At 45.9% G+C, this 15,588-nt stretch carries 10 protein-coding genes and 6 pseudogenes; 5 read left to right on the plus strand and 11 right to left on the minus strand.

Features of this window, described 5'->3' with window-relative positions; genetic code table 11:
• Positions 1-16: 16 nt before the first annotated feature.
• From ASL14_RS25235 to ASL14_RS25250, 4 genes and pseudogenes are all read right to left on the minus strand, one after another.
• Positions 17-796: an ABC transporter ATP-binding protein gene (locus ASL14_RS25235; RefSeq protein WP_134914233.1), complete on the minus strand. Its 780-nt coding sequence runs from the start codon at positions 794-796 to the stop codon at positions 17-19.
• Positions 797-1,064: 268 nt separating this feature from the next.
• Positions 1,065-1,958, minus strand: a complete 894-nt coding sequence (locus ASL14_RS25240; RefSeq protein ID WP_223264134.1) for a cupin domain-containing protein — start codon at positions 1,956-1,958, stop codon at positions 1,065-1,067.
• Between the two features lie 76 nt (positions 1,959-2,034).
• Positions 2,035-2,442, minus strand: a pseudogene (locus ASL14_RS29725) (DUF421 domain-containing protein).
• A gap of 643 nt (positions 2,443-3,085) precedes the next feature.
• On the minus strand, positions 3,086-3,457 hold the full coding sequence (locus tag ASL14_RS25250; RefSeq protein WP_134914235.1) for an iron chaperone: 372 nt from the start codon (positions 3,455-3,457) through the stop codon (positions 3,086-3,088).
• 438 nt (positions 3,458-3,895) lie between these two features.
• Between ASL14_RS25250 and ASL14_RS25255 the strand changes: the two are divergent.
• A pseudogene (locus ASL14_RS25255) lies at positions 3,896-4,822 on the plus strand (ISL3 family transposase).
• Between the two features lie 201 nt (positions 4,823-5,023).
• Here ASL14_RS25255 and ASL14_RS25260 read toward each other — a convergent pair.
• On the minus strand, positions 5,024-5,845 hold the full coding sequence (locus ASL14_RS25260; protein ID WP_134914237.1) for a YheC/YheD family protein: 822 nt from the start codon (positions 5,843-5,845) through the stop codon (positions 5,024-5,026).
• A 211-nt stretch (positions 5,846-6,056) separates the two neighbouring features.
• Between ASL14_RS25260 and ASL14_RS25265 the strand changes: the two genes are divergently transcribed.
• Both ASL14_RS25265 and ASL14_RS25270 read left to right on the plus strand, forming a co-directional pair.
• Positions 6,057-6,932, plus strand: a complete 876-nt coding sequence (locus ASL14_RS25265; protein WP_134914239.1) for a DUF6492 family protein — start codon at positions 6,057-6,059, stop codon at positions 6,930-6,932.
• A 26-nt stretch (positions 6,933-6,958) separates the two neighbouring features.
• Positions 6,959-8,302: a sugar phosphate nucleotidyltransferase gene (locus ASL14_RS25270; protein ID WP_134914241.1), complete on the plus strand. Its 1,344-nt coding sequence runs from the start codon at positions 6,959-6,961 to the stop codon at positions 8,300-8,302.
• 134 nt (positions 8,303-8,436) lie between these two features.
• Here the strand turns inward: ASL14_RS25270 and ASL14_RS25275 are convergent, their stop codons facing one another.
• Both ASL14_RS25275 and ASL14_RS25280 read right to left on the minus strand, forming a co-directional pair.
• The gene (locus ASL14_RS25275; RefSeq protein WP_134914243.1) at positions 8,437-9,165 is read right to left on the minus strand and encodes a succinylglutamate desuccinylase/aspartoacylase family protein; all 729 of its coding nucleotides are present in this window, start codon (positions 9,163-9,165) and stop codon (positions 8,437-8,439) included.
• A 15-nt stretch (positions 9,166-9,180) separates the two neighbouring features.
• Entirely contained in the window at positions 9,181-10,206 is a 1,026-nt protein-coding gene (locus tag ASL14_RS25280; RefSeq protein ID WP_134914245.1) for a glycosyltransferase, read from the minus strand.
• 394 nt (positions 10,207-10,600) lie between these two features.
• Here ASL14_RS25280 and ASL14_RS25285 point away from each other — a divergent pair.
• Positions 10,601-11,028: pseudogene (locus tag ASL14_RS25285) on the plus strand (C40 family peptidase).
• 82 nt (positions 11,029-11,110) lie between these two features.
• Here ASL14_RS25285 and ASL14_RS29405 read toward each other — a convergent pair.
• Both ASL14_RS29405 and ASL14_RS25295 read right to left on the minus strand, forming a co-directional pair.
• Positions 11,111-12,486, minus strand: a pseudogene (locus ASL14_RS29405) (sensor histidine kinase).
• Positions 12,483-13,195 (minus strand): annotated as a pseudogene (locus ASL14_RS25295) (response regulator transcription factor). The pseudogenes ASL14_RS29405 and ASL14_RS25295 overlap by 4 nt, the downstream one beginning before the upstream one ends.
• Positions 13,196-13,341: 146 nt before the next feature.
• On the opposite strand from ASL14_RS25295, the gene ASL14_RS25300 reads away from it, so the two are divergent.
• Positions 13,342-13,947, plus strand: coding sequence for an undecaprenyl-diphosphatase (locus ASL14_RS25300; RefSeq protein WP_134914247.1), 606 nt, complete (start codon positions 13,342-13,344; stop codon positions 13,945-13,947).
• Positions 13,948-14,100: 153 nt separating this feature from the next.
• On the opposite strand, the gene ASL14_RS25305 is transcribed toward ASL14_RS25300, so the two are convergent.
• Together ASL14_RS25305 and ASL14_RS25310 are read right to left on the minus strand one after the other, a co-directional pair.
• On the minus strand, positions 14,101-14,772 hold the full coding sequence (locus ASL14_RS25305) for a phosphatase PAP2 family protein (protein ID WP_134914249.1): 672 nt from the start codon (positions 14,770-14,772) through the stop codon (positions 14,101-14,103).
• Between the two features lie 171 nt (positions 14,773-14,943).
• Positions 14,944-15,523, minus strand: a pseudogene (locus ASL14_RS25310) (GNAT family N-acetyltransferase).
• Positions 15,524-15,588: the final 65 nt, after the last annotated feature.

Consider the following 15,588-nt stretch of genomic DNA (forward strand, 5'->3'; position numbering starts at 1 on the left):
GTACAGGTTGAACTCTCTAAACCATAGAGAGCCAAGCCCGATCCTGTCTCCACTCCACCTGCACTGGTGTTTCAAAAAAATCGCTAAGCGTTTCGCTGCTCAGAATATCTGTCGTTTTGCCTTTGGCAAAAACGGTACCCCGGCGAATCAGAATGGTATGCGTGTACATGGGTAGAATTTCTTCTATGTGATGCGTGACATACAGCAAATTCGGCGCACCCGGCGACTCGGACAATTGACGGATGCTGGTTAGTAAAGCTTCCCGGGAAAAGAAGTCCAGTCCGTTACACGCCTCGTCCAAAATCAGTAGCTTGGGCGAGGCCATTAATGCGCGGGCGATAAGCACCTTTTGTTTTTCTCCCTGTGAGCAGCCCTGATACAGACGATCCACGAGGTGAGCGCAGCCTAATTGGGTCATGAGGTGAACTGCCTGTTCATAATCCGTATCCGTCGTCTGATCGTAAAGCCCAATAGAAGCAAATTTGCCACTAATGACGACATCCTGCGTGCGCTGGCTACCATTGATTCTTTCCTGTAAAGAGGAACTGACCCAACCGATGGATTTGCGCAGCTCCCTCAGATCCACATCCCCGAAGGTGTGACCCAGGACACCGACACTGCCTGTAGTTGGCCATATGTAACCATTAATCATGTTAAGCATCGTTGTTTTGCCCGATCCATTCAATCCGAGTACAGCCCAATGCTCTCCTTCGGCTACTTGCCAGTTGATTTGATCCAGTATCGTACGGTTATCTCTTTTCCAGCTTACATTGTTCAGTTCAATGACAGAGGTCATGGCTGTACACCCCTTCTATTCATCATATCATCAGATGTTTATGAATGCAGAGAAAATCATCTTCACTTCGTTTATCTTCTCTTTAATATAAGGATAGCACAGGGTTACAGGTTGTTCAATTTCAAATTCATAAATACAAGTAGAAGCGAAACCATGACTAACAGCCCGCTCTCTGCCCCTTTTTGGGAGTAGAAGCGGGCTGTTTATTCGCTATTTCTCTAGGAAGGTTCAGATTCGTTGCTAATACATCAACAGGGTTCCCAGCCACTCACTCACTCAGATCAATGGCTTCGTAATGACCACTGTTAAAACCGATCAAAATGCGGCATATCTCCGATCCGGTATTTTTAATATAATGTCCGGCTCCCATCGGTACATAGTCCACGTCACCAGTTTCAAACTGCTCTGTCACTGCATTCCCTTCAGCAAGAAATACAGTCATTTCTGCGTTACCATCCAAATAATATTGCCATTCGTCTGCATTGGGATGCCAGTGCATTTCTCGCAATCCGCCCGGTTCCAGCTCAATTACGGACCTGCCCATGGTCGAAGAAATCGGAAAATCTTCTACAGTAACCGTCCGCTGCGTCCCGCCACCTGGTGCCAATCTGGGCTGTTTGGCCATTAAAGGATAACGGTGTTTGGTGAGCAGATCAGAAGAAATACGAGGATATGCATAATGAGAGCCGATAGAAGGTACAGGTTCCTTCACAAAATAGGCTTCCTTATCTGGCAAAAGAGCCAGTTCATCGGCTGTGAGTCCCAGATTCTGCATAACGACCTCCGCAGGAGTCCGAGCTATGAAATCAGTTACGCTGAACGTGTGATCCTCTGAAAAATCTTCATTATCAAAGATCAGGATAAAATGACATTCCCCAGGGCCAAGACCTTGAATAGAGTGACCATAACCGCGCGGAAAATACCATACATCACCAGGATTGAAGATATCGACATAGGAAGATCCGTCCGGATGGATAATGGTTGTCCGACAGGAACCGCTTACCACATAGGCCCATTCAGCCGCATTAGCATGCCAGTGGAGCTCACGCATCCCACCCGGTTCCAAACGCATGGAAACCCCGGCTATGCCTGTAGATACGGGAAAATCATGTACCGAAGCTCCGCGTGTGATATCATATACCTTTAATGTAAATAAAATCAAATCCTTCATTCTTTATCAATAGGATTTTGGATTTGATCCTTATACTCATCAAAATATATAGTTCCATCAGAACTGATTACTGCATAATTAATATTCTCAATAGAGAATCCCTTCTTTTCACCTGCGAAAATAGCCACTCTGTTGTTATGTCATTCTGCTTCAAATTGGCATCAATGATGTTACCGTCCATGATTAATTCTATGGGAAAAGTCTGTTTGGAAGGAGTGTTCACATGCAAATTTTTTCGGGTTACAGGCATGCTATCCGGCGTTGGTAATACAGAAATGTTCCCGTTCAGCTCAAGCACGGCATACTCCATCTTGTATATTAAATATATTTTTTTCTCTTAACTCCTGATTCAGTGTATCTAGCGTAATCTTAAGTTTCTCATGTTGTTCTCCAAAATTTTTCCTTCTTGAATCAACACGGTTGGTTTTCCCGAAAACCAATTTCGCAGTTTCCGGTTCTTCATTGCAAAAACCATCAGCAAATAAGCAATTCCGGTAAAGGTAAGTGTGGCTGTTAGTAAGTTCCAAATGCTTATTTTGTCATTAAAGGAAATATTCGCGGTGATCGCGCCCAATGTAATGGCAGCTTACAAAATCATGATAGGTCATTTGCGCAATGGTGGGTTTTCCCAATATACGTGCTTTAAGCATCATGATGGTAAACGCTAATACAGACCTTAACATTGTTTCCCATAACTCCATACACCGAGACCTCAATTCTCATTGTTTTCATATAGCTTTTCCGGCTCAAAACCGAAATCAGTGCTTGACGAAAAAAACGTAGACTAAAGATGGAAAAACATCTGTTAATCCTTTCAACCGCTCATAATCTTTTTTAATGGCAACAGCTGCATGAACTTTTTTGTTCATGTTCTCATATTGCTCGGCAGTTAAAATATAATTTCTTGTTTCTTTTTCAATTTCTTCTTACTGCAATAAGCCTTACTACTTTACAAAATTATTATTAATGCTATTCATCAAAACCCACCTTTTCTAAAATGTAAAAATGCCACAATGGCGAGCACTGCGGCAAACCCTAATTTTATACTTTCTTACCTTTTCAACAAACCCAAAAGGCCTTAAAACGCAAATATGAGCCTCTAAGGGCTATCCTATTTTTTATTGCCGCCAAAAAGTTGAACAGTCTGCCTTATCCAAAATATTAAACTCGATCAATTTCTCAAGTAATGAGAAATCAACTGAACTATCCCACTGGATACGTACCAACTGCTTGGTGTGATCATAGCCAGTCTGCACAATTTCATCAGAAAAATGATTAATCCCTGCCCTTTCAGGGGCAATAGCCAAATGATGTTTGGCTACGCTAAAGCCAATAATAAATGTGCCGTGATCGGTAAACATAGGCTGATTCCACGCAATTTTTGGCATTAAATTTGGAAATTTCTTAGTTACCCAAGCCAAAACTTCTTCCGTTCGGGCCCAATGTTGCGGGTTATCAATATGCGCTAAATATTCTGCAAAAACTTCCATGTTGTTCCCTCCTAAAATAAAATTATGTCGTTCAGAGAGGTTCCTCAAACCCATTCGTCGTTAAAACTCCTCACAGAATCGCTCAGACACGTTCTTAAACAACATCTATTTCCAACTATATATATTTTAACAACTTAGATAGTCAAAATGGCTTAAAACGCAAATTAGAGGTTTTAAAAAGTATCTGACTTGTATCGCCAGCGATAACTGGTCTGTCTAAAAGTATCTAACTACATGTCATCTATAGCTACATATCATAAATCCTATTTTTAATTTTCAACTTTGCAACAGAACCCACAAATATTTATAAAGCATTAGAAACAACAGATAAAAAAACAACAAAACAAAACAATTGCCCCATTTAAACAAGATAAGAAAAAACACGCTCAAACCCCTGTAATGTTGTAAGTCCCCACAAACAACAAAAGGAATAAACTGATGCAGACTAAATATATCAATGAAATGCTCGACTTACCAGAGCTACAGATTCACCAAATTTTGTCCATTGATACTAAAGAACTTCACATTAGAGGCGTACCGATAGGGTATAAACAGCGCTGCGCCATTTGTAAGTCCAATCAAAACGTCATTCGCAAAGGAAGTAGTACTGGTATTAGGTGTTGATGACTTTGCATAAAGAAAGGTCATACGTACAACACGGGCATTCACAATCTCAAAGGCGAAGCGATGCTAGACCTGCTACCGGGCCGAAAGTTGGAAGACTTGCGGACGTATGCGAGCAACCATTCAGACTTTCTTCTGTTGAAGCCCAAAGCGGTGGACATGGATTTAGCTAAGGCGTACCATACTTGGATCAGTGAATGCCTTCCGAGTGCGATTCGTATTGCCGATCGGTTTCATGTGCACAGTTATGTGATTGAAAGCGTGCAGGAAGTTCGAAAAACCGTCCAGAACACGTTAACTCCACGGGCGAAGACCTATTTGAAAACCCATCATCGCTTGCTAAATCCGCCTATGGAATCGTTGGATGAAGAAAGTAGAAAACGGCTGGAACTGCTGCTGAACTACTCTGTGCTGCTCCGCAGCGTATGGGCGTGGAAAGAAGCGTTCACGACTTGGTATGACTGCTCACCGAGCTTTGTCGTTGCCAAACTGGGATTTGAGCGTTGGTGTGAGCGAGGCGATCAACTTGACCATGCTGCTGTCCGAAGTGTGCTCAAGACGATGCGTAATTGGAAAGTGGAAATCGTGAACTATCATCAATGCCGATGGACCAATGGGACCGTAGATGGTCGCCATAATCGTATTAAAGCCTTTCAACGTCGCCATTACTTCAAACGAAATTGCAGCCGCTATAAAGCAGGCATTCTCATCGAATGTAACCGTTATCGGATGCTCGGGTAGCTGTCAAGCACTGATTATAAGGTTGAGCCGCTTTTCCAATTCCACTTTTTTCATTACATCAAATTCGTTGAGTTGTTTTTTACGCTCACAGAAAGGAAACCCGAAAAATCTAGTATATAAAAAGGATGAATTCATGGAACATTCATCCTTTGATTTCTACATATAGTCTGGCTTTATGTTATTTAAGAAATTCATTCTTCGTCATGAAGTTTTTGCTTTCTTAAGGTCTTTATCTTTGATTTTATCTTTGACCGGGACTGTGATTTTCTTCTTTTCATTGGCAAGTCGCCAATACCTTAACACTTTCCGATACATAGACTTATCTTTTAATTGGTTAAAAATATACGGGTCCGGCTTCGTATTCACCTCAATAATCCACGGGGTAAAGCCGCGATCCAGCCCGATGTCCACTCCAATTTGCCGGAAATTTGGATATGTTTTTTGTAGATGTGTCGCAATGGTGATGCCCAGTTCATTCAATTTTTTTACCAGTTCAGCCTGCTTGCTTTTGGTTAAATGGGATTCCAGCAGTTGCTCCAGTGCCATCGGCTTGCCGCCGCTATGATAGTTGGTTACAATTTTGCGGGGATGACCGAGCCGACCAATAATTCCGGTAGATTCCCATGGCCCTTTTGCATTGCGCTGCACCATGACCCGGATATCAAAATAACGCTTCTGATGCCGCAGTAAATGGATGCCTTTTTGAATGAGATAGCTTTGCTTGCCCGTTTTCTTCGACAGACTGGTAAACAGGCCCTCCAAACTTTTGAACTCCAGACGCTTTTCCTCATACTGATAGGCAAAACGTTGTCCTTCCTCCTGCTCTACTCTCATCACACCTTTGCCAAACGTGCCTCGCTCAGGTTTTACATAAACCATGCCGTATTGCTCCAGCATCGACTTCAGATTTGCTTTGTTGTATTTTTGAGTATTCGGTATAAAAGGCTTGATGCCGCGATGCTGGAGCAGCAATTTGGTTTTGTGCCACTTGCTGCGCAAGGCCTGCGCTTGTGAAAATTTCACTTGCCCCTCTCCTCTCTGCTGTCAGGGTAGAACGCTCCTGTATGAAAAGAACAATCCATCGTATGCACCAAATCCCCATCCGAAAGCGCCATCAGCCCTATTCCGCATATAAATGGACGACTGGCCTTGCCCGGTCGAAAGCGCCTGTCCGTACATACAATAATATAAGACGCCGAACGCGTACATTTTGCATAAATAGGGAGTGAATAACATGTCAGCGCAATCGGATGGGCAACGGAAAGGTTCCCTAACGATAGATGTTCTGATTCCTGCAATTGATAAGGATATCGCCACGCTTCCACTGGTGATTGACAGCCTGCGCCGTCACGTGCAGGACCGGATTGGAACCATTTATATCATTTCACCGCAAAGTGCCGGACTCCGCCGTCTGTGCGCACACAAGAAGTGTACGTTTGTAGACGAAAAGACCGTTCTGCCCATCACGAAAAAGGATATTCGCTACGGAACAACGCGTTGGGATCGCTCAGGCTGGCTGTATCAGCAATTGCTTAAAATGAACGGTGACAAAATCAGCAAAGCCTCTTTTTTTCTGGTCATTGACGCAGATACCGTCCTGATTCGTCCACATGTGTTCCGCAAAGACGGCAAAACGATATTTTACTATCGCAGCTGGAGTCAGCCGGAGTATTTCCGCACCTACCACAAGCTGATGGGCGTTAAGGCCCCTTCACCAAAGTCCTTTGTTACCCACTATATGCTGTTTGAAAAAGCGCGGCTCACCCGGCTCAAGCAAGTCATTGAAGCCCGCCACGGGATTCCCTGGTACAAAGCGATTATCCGCAGTATAGACCGGACGAAGCAGTTTGGATTTTCTGAATATGAAACATATGCCAACCACCTCTACAGCAGTGATCCCTCCCGAATGATTTTACGCAAGTCACTCAATAAAGGACTTCATAGTCAAGCGGCCTCCCTGTCGCAAAAACAGCTGGATACATTCGCTAAAAGCCACCGTTCCTTATCTTTTCATCAACGCAAGGTGTATCAGCTGGCAGCTAAAAGGAAAACCGAAGCATCTGTGAAAACGAAAGCGCTCAACATGGTTTCAACTCATGATCCAAAATAGATCTGAAATCGAAGGAGGAAGCGCCTGTGCGCATTGTTCTGTTATGCGGCGGTGCTGGAAAACGGCTGTGGCCGTTGTCCAACGATATCCGCTCGAAGCTGTTTCTCCGGCTGTTGCCTGCCCCGGACGGGCAGAAAGAATCCATGCTTGGCCGGGTGTATCGTCAGCTTACTGTGGCCGGACTGGATGCCTCTGCCCTGCTGCTGGCTCACCGGAATCAGGTAAATCTAGCCTTTCGCCATACGGAAAGTCGTCTGCCTGTTCTGGGCGAGCCTGCCAAGCGGGGCACCTTCACCGCTGCTGCGCTCGCGGCTGCTTATTTGCACACCAGAGGTACAGGATTGAATGAAATCCTCTGTATCGCTCCGGCCGATATGTTTGCAGGAGAGAATTTCTTTCAAAGTGTGGCAGGGCTCCCCGACCTGCTACTCGATAGTGGAGCTGATCTGGCCATGCTTGGGACAAGGCCCAGCCATCCCTCTGACCAATACGGCTATATCGTGCCGGATCAGGAGATAACACGGGCGCATAAGGCTTCTTATGCGTTGGTTGCCCGCTTCACAGAGAAGCCGGATCGCATCGGGGCGCAGCAGCTCATTAGCCAAGGTGCATTGTGGAACTGCGGCATTTACGCTTTTACGCTGAGATATATGCTGTCCTGTATGAAGCGCTGCAATTTGCCGCTGAATGATAAGGAACTGCGCGCAATGTATGACGACCTCCCTATTCGCAGCTTCGACGAGGAGGTCGCGGAGCATGCCGAACATGCCGTTGTCCTTCCTTACGATGGTGAATGGTGTGATATCGGAAGTTGGCAGGCGTTAACGGAACAGCTAGGCAGCCGGGTCATCGGGCGTGGACAGATCAGCGGTCCCGCTCAAGGAACGCATATCGTCAATGAGCTGCCCTATCCGCTTCATGTCATTGGCGTCGAGAATATTATCGCTGCTGCCAGTCCTGACGGCATCCTCATTGCCGCCAAGAGCTATGCCCATGCGATCAAGGAGCAGCTAGGGGCGCTTCCGCTATATCCTATGCATGGTGAAACCGCTTGGGGCAGCTATCGTGTGCTGGACGAGTTCGATCACCGTAGCCTGAACGATATCCTGGCTATACGCTTGACGGTACTGCCAGATCAACGCTTGAACGGCCGTATCCACGGCAGCGGGCTTAAAGTGTGGACGATTGTTTCCGGCCGGGGAGAGGTCATGCTGAATGGGGAACGGTTTTCGGCGGCAAGCGGCTCTGTGTTCAGTATCCCAACGGATACGTATCATACCGTCAGGGCCAGTCTGGATACGTCGCTGGAACTGATCGAGGTACGCTTGGGCAACAGTCTGGTGAGTGCCTTCTATAAGTCTGATTCCTGACGACACTACAGTAGGACTTACTAACGTAACTACTCCTTCATGAAACCACCAAACAAATAATCGCTTCTGTAGTAGTCAGGGGAATAAACTTCCCTTGCTTCAGGAGCGATTTTGCGTTGTAATGTTTTGCCTGACTAGGTTACACCTACACCTCTGACCTGAGCGGATAAATATACTTCGTTAGTCTTCATCATCCCTGCTTCTCTCAAAAAATGCTGTACGATCTGCATTTGATAATTTATGCGCACTTTCTTGGGCAGACTCCAGCCTGTTTCCACGGTAACCGAGCGTGCTCCTAGAATACGGGCTGCCGCCGTTCGAGAGGAACCTGGAAGCTCGCGCAGCCGAATGTTGAAATATTGGTCTTTCACCTTGATGGAACAATTCATTCGCTTTATAATCCGGTGCACCGTAGGGACCGCCGGATTGCCGCTATTGGTAATCAACGTCTGACCAAGCACCTTGGCATCCTTTTGAGATAATCCGTTGGCTTCGTGCAGATCCAGGTACCATTCGGGTCGATGCTTTCGTGCCAGTTCGAACACAGCCGCTGCCAGCGGTTGCGTGGCCGCTTTCTTTTTCGTACGCGGAAAGGTCCTGTTCAGATCAGGCACACCTCTGATCCGCTTGCGGTAGGCCACCTGGTTCACAATGGGTATGATCATGAGCTTACCTTGGCTGAGCCGCAGCTTCTGTTGATTCAACAGCTCCACCAGCTTCTCAGCGGCCCGAATGCTTGCCATTTCCTTGCCGTGTATGCCCGCAACCACCATCACATGCGGCCCTCCCTGTCCCTCAGTCGCTATATAATAAGGAGTAGCCCAGGGGGAACCCTTCCCAAGCATATGCTTTGTGACCCTCATTTCCTCCACCTCCGTTTAGGCTCTCGATGCCCCGTTCCTCTTTCCTTCCCGGCGAATGATTTCACGGTACAGCTTCAAATATTTATCGGTCATCTGCTTGTTGGTAAATCTTTGCATGACATACAAGCGAAGCTTGGCTGGAGACGGATAGTTTTTTTGCCGCACCTTTAGTACCATCTGGCCAACCGACTTGCAAATCAGCTGCGGAAAGCCTGCCAGCACCTCGGGAACCGAACCGTTTTTCAAAGCCAGCACAGGTGTCCCGCAAGCCATCGCCTCCACCATCACAAGTCCAAACGGCTCTTCCCACAATGTCGGAAACAACAGACACTCCGCGTGCTTGAGTAGCTTTTGCTTCTGTTGGCCCCCCACTGCTCCTATATAACGGATATTGGGATTGCGCTGAATCCGTTTTTGAATCTCCTGGCGAAAAAAAACCGGAGCTTTGATCGGCCCGGCAATCAGCAGCCTTTTTCCTGTTTGTTCTGCAACCTGAATGGCCTGCAAAACGCCTTTATTCCGTATTATTCTGCCCATGAACAGTAAATAGCCGTGCTTTTTGTCGCTAAACTCGTAATCATGTGTGTTGATGCCGTTATATACATAATAGCCTTTTCCCTCGCCCATCAACTGCCGTGCCCGCTTGCTAACATATACCGGATTGTTGCCATGCTTCTTCACAGGAAGATGAACCGTGGATACTGCCGGACAAGGGAGCTTTCTGTTTCCCAAAGCCGAACGAAAGGTATGATCATGAATCATTTGCGTTCCGGGAGGCATGTGCCGGAGTACGAATTGGGGGATTTGACCATGCTTCAAGCCCTTGGGATAGGTAATCAACCGGGCGCTGCTCTTACTTCCACGGGCGGCAAAAAGAGATACATGATGCCCCCGTTTTACCAGTTCCTCTGTTAATTCATACACAACCTTTTCCGTTCCGCCCTTAATGGAGGGCACCGGCTGTGCATTTGGAAAGTTAGAAATGACCTGAACAATGGTCAGACGTTGGCCTTTGATCGTTTTATCCTGCTTTGGAGCCATGTGAATTCCCCTTCCTGACCGGAAATACAGTGTGACTATTACAATAAGACGGGAGCTTGAGCCTACTCCCGTACAAGTTATAAATGTAGTATATAGGTATGTATATTTTGCATCATTGCTTGTGCGAATCGTCTTCAAGTCGGTTTTTGTCATACAGGCCCAGTGATAAGGGGAAGCTGTACATTTTGTCAATCCAGAATTAAGGAGAAAATTCTCATCGTTTTCTAATAAATAAGGGCAAAGCGTTGGGGTAACAGGATTGTAACCTTGAGTGGTAAATTCCGGATATTTATTTATGTTATTGTCATTTCAGGACATCAACAAATACGAAATAACGGAGGAACATCATGAAAAACATACTACTAAAAAATTATGGATGGGCATTTGCGTTACGATGACATTGGCTTTCAGTGCAGGCAGCTTCGTTGTAGGACCAGATACCATTCATGCGGCTTCCGCGAACAAAGCTAATCGGGTTATTGCTACGGGCTCCGAGTTCATGGGCGTACGTTATCAGCATGGAGCGCCGGCAGGCAACACAAATTCTTTTGATTGCTCTTCTTTCACTCAATATGTTTTGGACAAAATGGCATCAAGCTTCCACGCTCGTCCAGACAACAATCGACCGTTGGTACCTTTGTGCCACGCAGCCAGCTTCAAAAAGGCGATCTGGTCTTTTTCTATTCACCAATTCACCATGTAGCGATTTATATGGGAAATGGCAAGCTGCTGCACACGTTTGGTAAAGGCGGCGTAACGATTACCGATCTGAACTCAGGATGGTGGAATTCCCATTACACTACAGCACGCCGTGTTCTTTAGGACAAGCACCCGAGGGGCTGTTCAACCATTCATTCACACTATACTGGAATCAACAAAAGGGCTGTTCCGCGAGTAGATATGTCTACTGGAGGGACAGCCTTTCCTGTTGATTCTGCGGCAGTGTGACGATGACCTCGCTTCCTTTTCCCTCCACACTCTCCATCCGGATCGTCCCCTGATGGGCATCTGTAATAGCCTTGGCAATGGGCAACCCCAGCCCGGTTCCTCCCGTTTTACGGTGTCGGGAGCTGTCTACCCGGTAAAATCGTTCGAACACTCGCTTGACCTCTCCCTCAGGTATCCCGATTCCAGCATCCTTGACTCGAATTTGGACATGCTTTGCCTCTGTGGACAAAACGATTTCAATCTCATCTGAGCTGTATTTTAGAGCATTGTCGAGCAAGATAACTAGCAACTGCTTGATTTTTGCAAGATTGGCATCCAACCAGATTTCCGGTTCATCCATAAAAATGTTAATTTGCCGATCATGTACTGTCTTGAGATGAGCCACTACCTGCTGACAGCAGCCAACTAGCTCCATACGTTCATGCGGTTCGGGATTTCCCTGCTGTGAGGAAGCCAGTGCCAGCAATTGCTGTGTCATGGTGCGCATCCGCTGTGTTTCTTCATAAATGGATTGAATGGATTCCTGGTAGATATCCTCGTCACGCGTGCCCCACCGCCGCAGCATGTTGGCGTAGCCCTCAATAATCATAAGCGTCGTATTCAGCTCATGCGAGGCATCAGAGACAAATTGCTGCTGGCTTTGAAAGCTTTCCTCCAGCCTGCCCATCATTCGGTTGAAGGTGGCTGTCATTTGGGACAATTCGTCATGATTATGACTGCCAACGGGGATCTTTTTAAACTTCAGACTTCTTTCAATCTCCTGCATCGTCTCGATGCTGCTCGAAATAGGCAGCAATATGACGTTCGCCAAAATCGTGCTGCCTACCAGACTAAGTAACATGGCCCTACGGTTGATGTGATTAGGATTGTATTCAGAATATCGAGATTGGTTTCGAGCGCATCCCATTTTTCCACGATTTCCAGCGTTCCCTCCTGATTGCCCTCCGGGGAGAGAACCGGGAGATGGATGACCAAAATTTTATGTCCTTGTACATCCGTCAGCTCCGAGCTTTGAGAAGGGTTAAAACGTATATTACCCAGCTTGAAGCGGGACTGGCGGCTGACTTCATACAATAAGCGGGATTTCTGATCAAAAACTCTCAGGATCGTATCCCCTGAAAGCTCGTCCTTTAGCTTGGGGCTCCACGCATTTTTCAGGATCATGGTCGGACCGGCCTCGGCAATGATTTCAGTCCATTTATTTTGCAGCACTTCTCTTTCATTCCGGGTCGCAATTTTGACAAATAGCAGATGAACCGTTACGTCTACAAACAGGAGAATGGAGAGGACTAAAATAGAAGCAAGCAAAGTAATTTTCGTCCGCAGCTTCAATGCTCTTCCTCCCTGATGCAATATCCTATACCGCGTACGGTTTTGATCAGCTTCTTTTTGTAGCCATGGTCGATTTTTTGCGGACATACCGGATATACACATCAACGACATTCGTATCGCCGACAAAATCAAATCCCCATACGTCCTGAATAATCTGGTCCCGCTGCAAAACCTGATTTTGATGCTCCATGAGGTAGAGAAGCAGGTCAAATTCTTTGGGTGTTAACTCCATATGCTTCCCTTCACGCACCACAGACCGTGTCTTGCGGTCTAACACCAAACCATCGACCTGAAGCCGGGACGAGGGCTTGCTCTCTTCATGTGGAGGGATCGTCGCAGACTCCGGTTGATGTCTCATGCTCGCCCGCATCCGTGCCAACAGCTCCTCAATTTCAAAGGGCTTCGTAATATAATCATTCGCTCCCTCGTCCAAACCGGAAACCTTATCAGTTGTTGTGTTACGCGCGGTCACCATAATGACAGGTGTAAGTGTGTCGATTTTCCGTATCTCCCTTAACACCTCAACCCCGTTCATCTCAGGCAGCATTACATCCAGAATAATAATGTCCCAAGTGCGCGTCAAAGCCTTATCCAGTCCTTCTCTGCCGTTTTGGGCGATTTCGACCATATAGCCTTCATGGGATAGCTCCAATTGAAGCAGTCTGGAAATTTTCTCTTCATCATCGATCACCAGCACCGACTTCTTCACCACAAAATCACCTTTTTTCATAGAAAAAATAAATGATAAATGGAAATAACATTCATTTTTTATTTAATTTTAAGCTTTTAGTTGTCCGATCCCTATATAATATAACTTTGTAATTCAATTTTTTGATATTAAGGAGTATTTTATTCATGCTAATTAAGTTAGACTATGCCTTGTTTCACTGGATCAATGGGTTGGCTGAACACCTTGCCTTTTTGAATGGATTGATGCGTTTTATGGCGCAATATGCACCGTATTTATTTGGGGTGGCATTACTCATATACTGGTTCACCTTTAAAATGCCTAACCGGATGATGGTGCTGGAAGCGATTCTGACGGTATGTATCGGGTTTGTGATCAGTTGGGGGCTTGGACATTTGTTTTATAGAGATCGGCCTTTTGTCGGACATTCTGTGATCCAGCTGATCCATCATGATGCCAATGTTTCATTCCCGAGCAATCATGCACTTGGAGCCTTTGCATTGGCTTCTATATTGTGGCTTCACCATCAAAAATATCGTGTCCTCTGGGTTATACTGGCTGTACTCATTTCGGTGTCTCGAGTGTGGACGGGTGTACATTATCCTTCGGATATTTTGGCAGGCGCACTCATTGGAGCAGGTTGCGCTGTCGGCATTCATACATTCATTCGAAGCCGTAAGCTTCCTGCTATCTTCATACAGGCGGCTATTATTTTTTATGAGAATTGGGAGCAGAAACTGGGGCTCAAACCTGCCAAGCAGGCCAAAGGCTGATCGTTCTCAAACATATTTCTCGACTACAAAACAGACGCTGTTTGCGTCTGTTTTCTCTTTTTAGAGTTTGATTCAAGCATTTTTTTTGAAGTAACTTCATTCTTGTTCGACCCGTTTGTTTTTTATTCCTGTTCGTACGCTTGCACTTTCTAGCTATGCTGTCGATTTGGAGCGGAGAGGTGGCATACGTTCTTCATAACGCTGATAAAACCAGATACAAGCCGCCATCCAGCTTCCGCTCATAAAATACCCCCCCAGTACGTCGCTCGGGTAGTGCACTCCCAGATAAATACGGCTTGCCCCTATGGTTACAATCAGTAGCGCGCTGACCGCAACAAGCAGGATTCGGCCCAGCCTGGATGGGACATGCTTCCATATGAGAAAAGTGAGCGCTACGTACATCGTAAAGGCAGTCATGGAGTGTCCGCTGGGAAAGCTGTAGCCATTGGCTTCAATAATACGATTAATCTCGGGGCGTTCGCGCCGAAATAGCATTTTTAGTACGGTATTCAGCAACACTGAGCCCACCACGGCAATGGCTAAAAATAGCAGCTCTCTACGATGTCCCAACACTCTGTATAGTACAATCATGGCGATCACCAGAATGATAATAACCGGAACCTCGCTCCCTATGGTGGTGAAAAATTCCATGATGCGAGTCATAGCAGGCGATTCCAGTTGATGCACGGCCGTAATAATTCTAAGGTCAAAATACCGCACTTGCTGGTCGCTGACCCACAAGGCGATTAAACCGAAAACGAGCGCACATACTGCGCAGGTAAGTAATGCCAAGGAAACAGGCAACTTCGTTTGCGTTTGCTTCATGATGTTATTTGTCCTCTCCGTAATATTCGTTTCGTGGTAAAACGGGTGTATTTCGTGCTGCTTCGCTTATACAGTACCATTCCGCCTACACCGTTTTAAATGTGCATTTTCAGCTTATATAGTGTATTTATTTACTGTACCCATATTTCGTTTATCCCTATCCTGAAGGGATTATGTTTTAGAGTAAAGTAATTTCAGTTTTTTAGCAAAAGAACGTGGAGTTAGCCTGTGATACGAAATCAGTTCTCCGTTAAAAATTACATGGAATACACCGTAAGGTGTCGGAGACAGTTCCATCAGTTGTGGACGGTTATCCATAAGAATGATTTGGGGCTGTATTCCCAAAAGTTCGGCCGCTTCGATCACATTCTGTGTGGCAATCTCGAGATACGGGCATTGACGGGTTCGCAAGATGGTCAATCCTTGAGCAAAACGCTCCAAGCGTTGGGTCCAGTTATCAGGAAAATACGGATCCTATACCCACTCCCGTCACGCCAACCCATAAGCAATGAATCACAAGGTAGCCGTCTGCATGAACAGCTCTCCATGCCTCTTCTCCCGGCGTACATTCGACAAACCCAACCGGCTTGTTATCTTTTCTTAGTTGTATTTAAGTCAGACCACGACTGAGTTCCTGTTCTGTCCAATTCAACTTTTGAATATATCCTGGTGCTTTTTGCATACTTCTCATGCAGTAGCAGCCGCTCTCTCTAATTTGGTTCTCCTGCCATTCAAGGGTTGAAATGTTCATATAACCTCTCCCGACTTTAAAAATCTATACTATGAAACGGATGATTGTTATATAAGCTGAACTTA

It is taken from the genome of Paenibacillus sp. IHB B 3084 (assembly GCF_001447315.1).
Lineage (GTDB): Bacteria > Bacillota > Bacilli > Paenibacillales > Paenibacillaceae > Paenibacillus.

Coding starts and splice junctions, on each gene's coding strand:
- ASL14_RS25235 (WP_134914233.1), bottom strand. CDS start 796: ATGACCTCTGTCATTGAACTGAACAATGTAAGCTGGAAAAGAGATAAC.
- ASL14_RS25250 (WP_134914235.1), bottom strand. CDS start 3,457: ATGGAAGTTTTTGCAGAATATTTAGCGCATATTGATAACCCGCAACAT.
- ASL14_RS25265 (WP_134914239.1), top strand. CDS start 6,057: ATGTCAGCGCAATCGGATGGGCAACGGAAAGGTTCCCTAACGATAGAT.
- ASL14_RS25275 (WP_134914243.1), bottom strand. CDS start 9,165: ATGAGGGTCACAAAGCATATGCTTGGGAAGGGTTCCCCCTGGGCTACT.
- ASL14_RS25280 (WP_134914245.1), bottom strand. CDS start 10,206: ATGGCTCCAAAGCAGGATAAAACGATCAAAGGCCAACGTCTGACCATT.
- ASL14_RS25300 (WP_134914247.1), top strand. CDS start 13,342: ATGCTAATTAAGTTAGACTATGCCTTGTTTCACTGGATCAATGGGTTG.
- ASL14_RS25305 (WP_134914249.1), bottom strand. CDS start 14,772: ATGAAGCAAACGCAAACGAAGTTGCCTGTTTCCTTGGCATTACTTACC.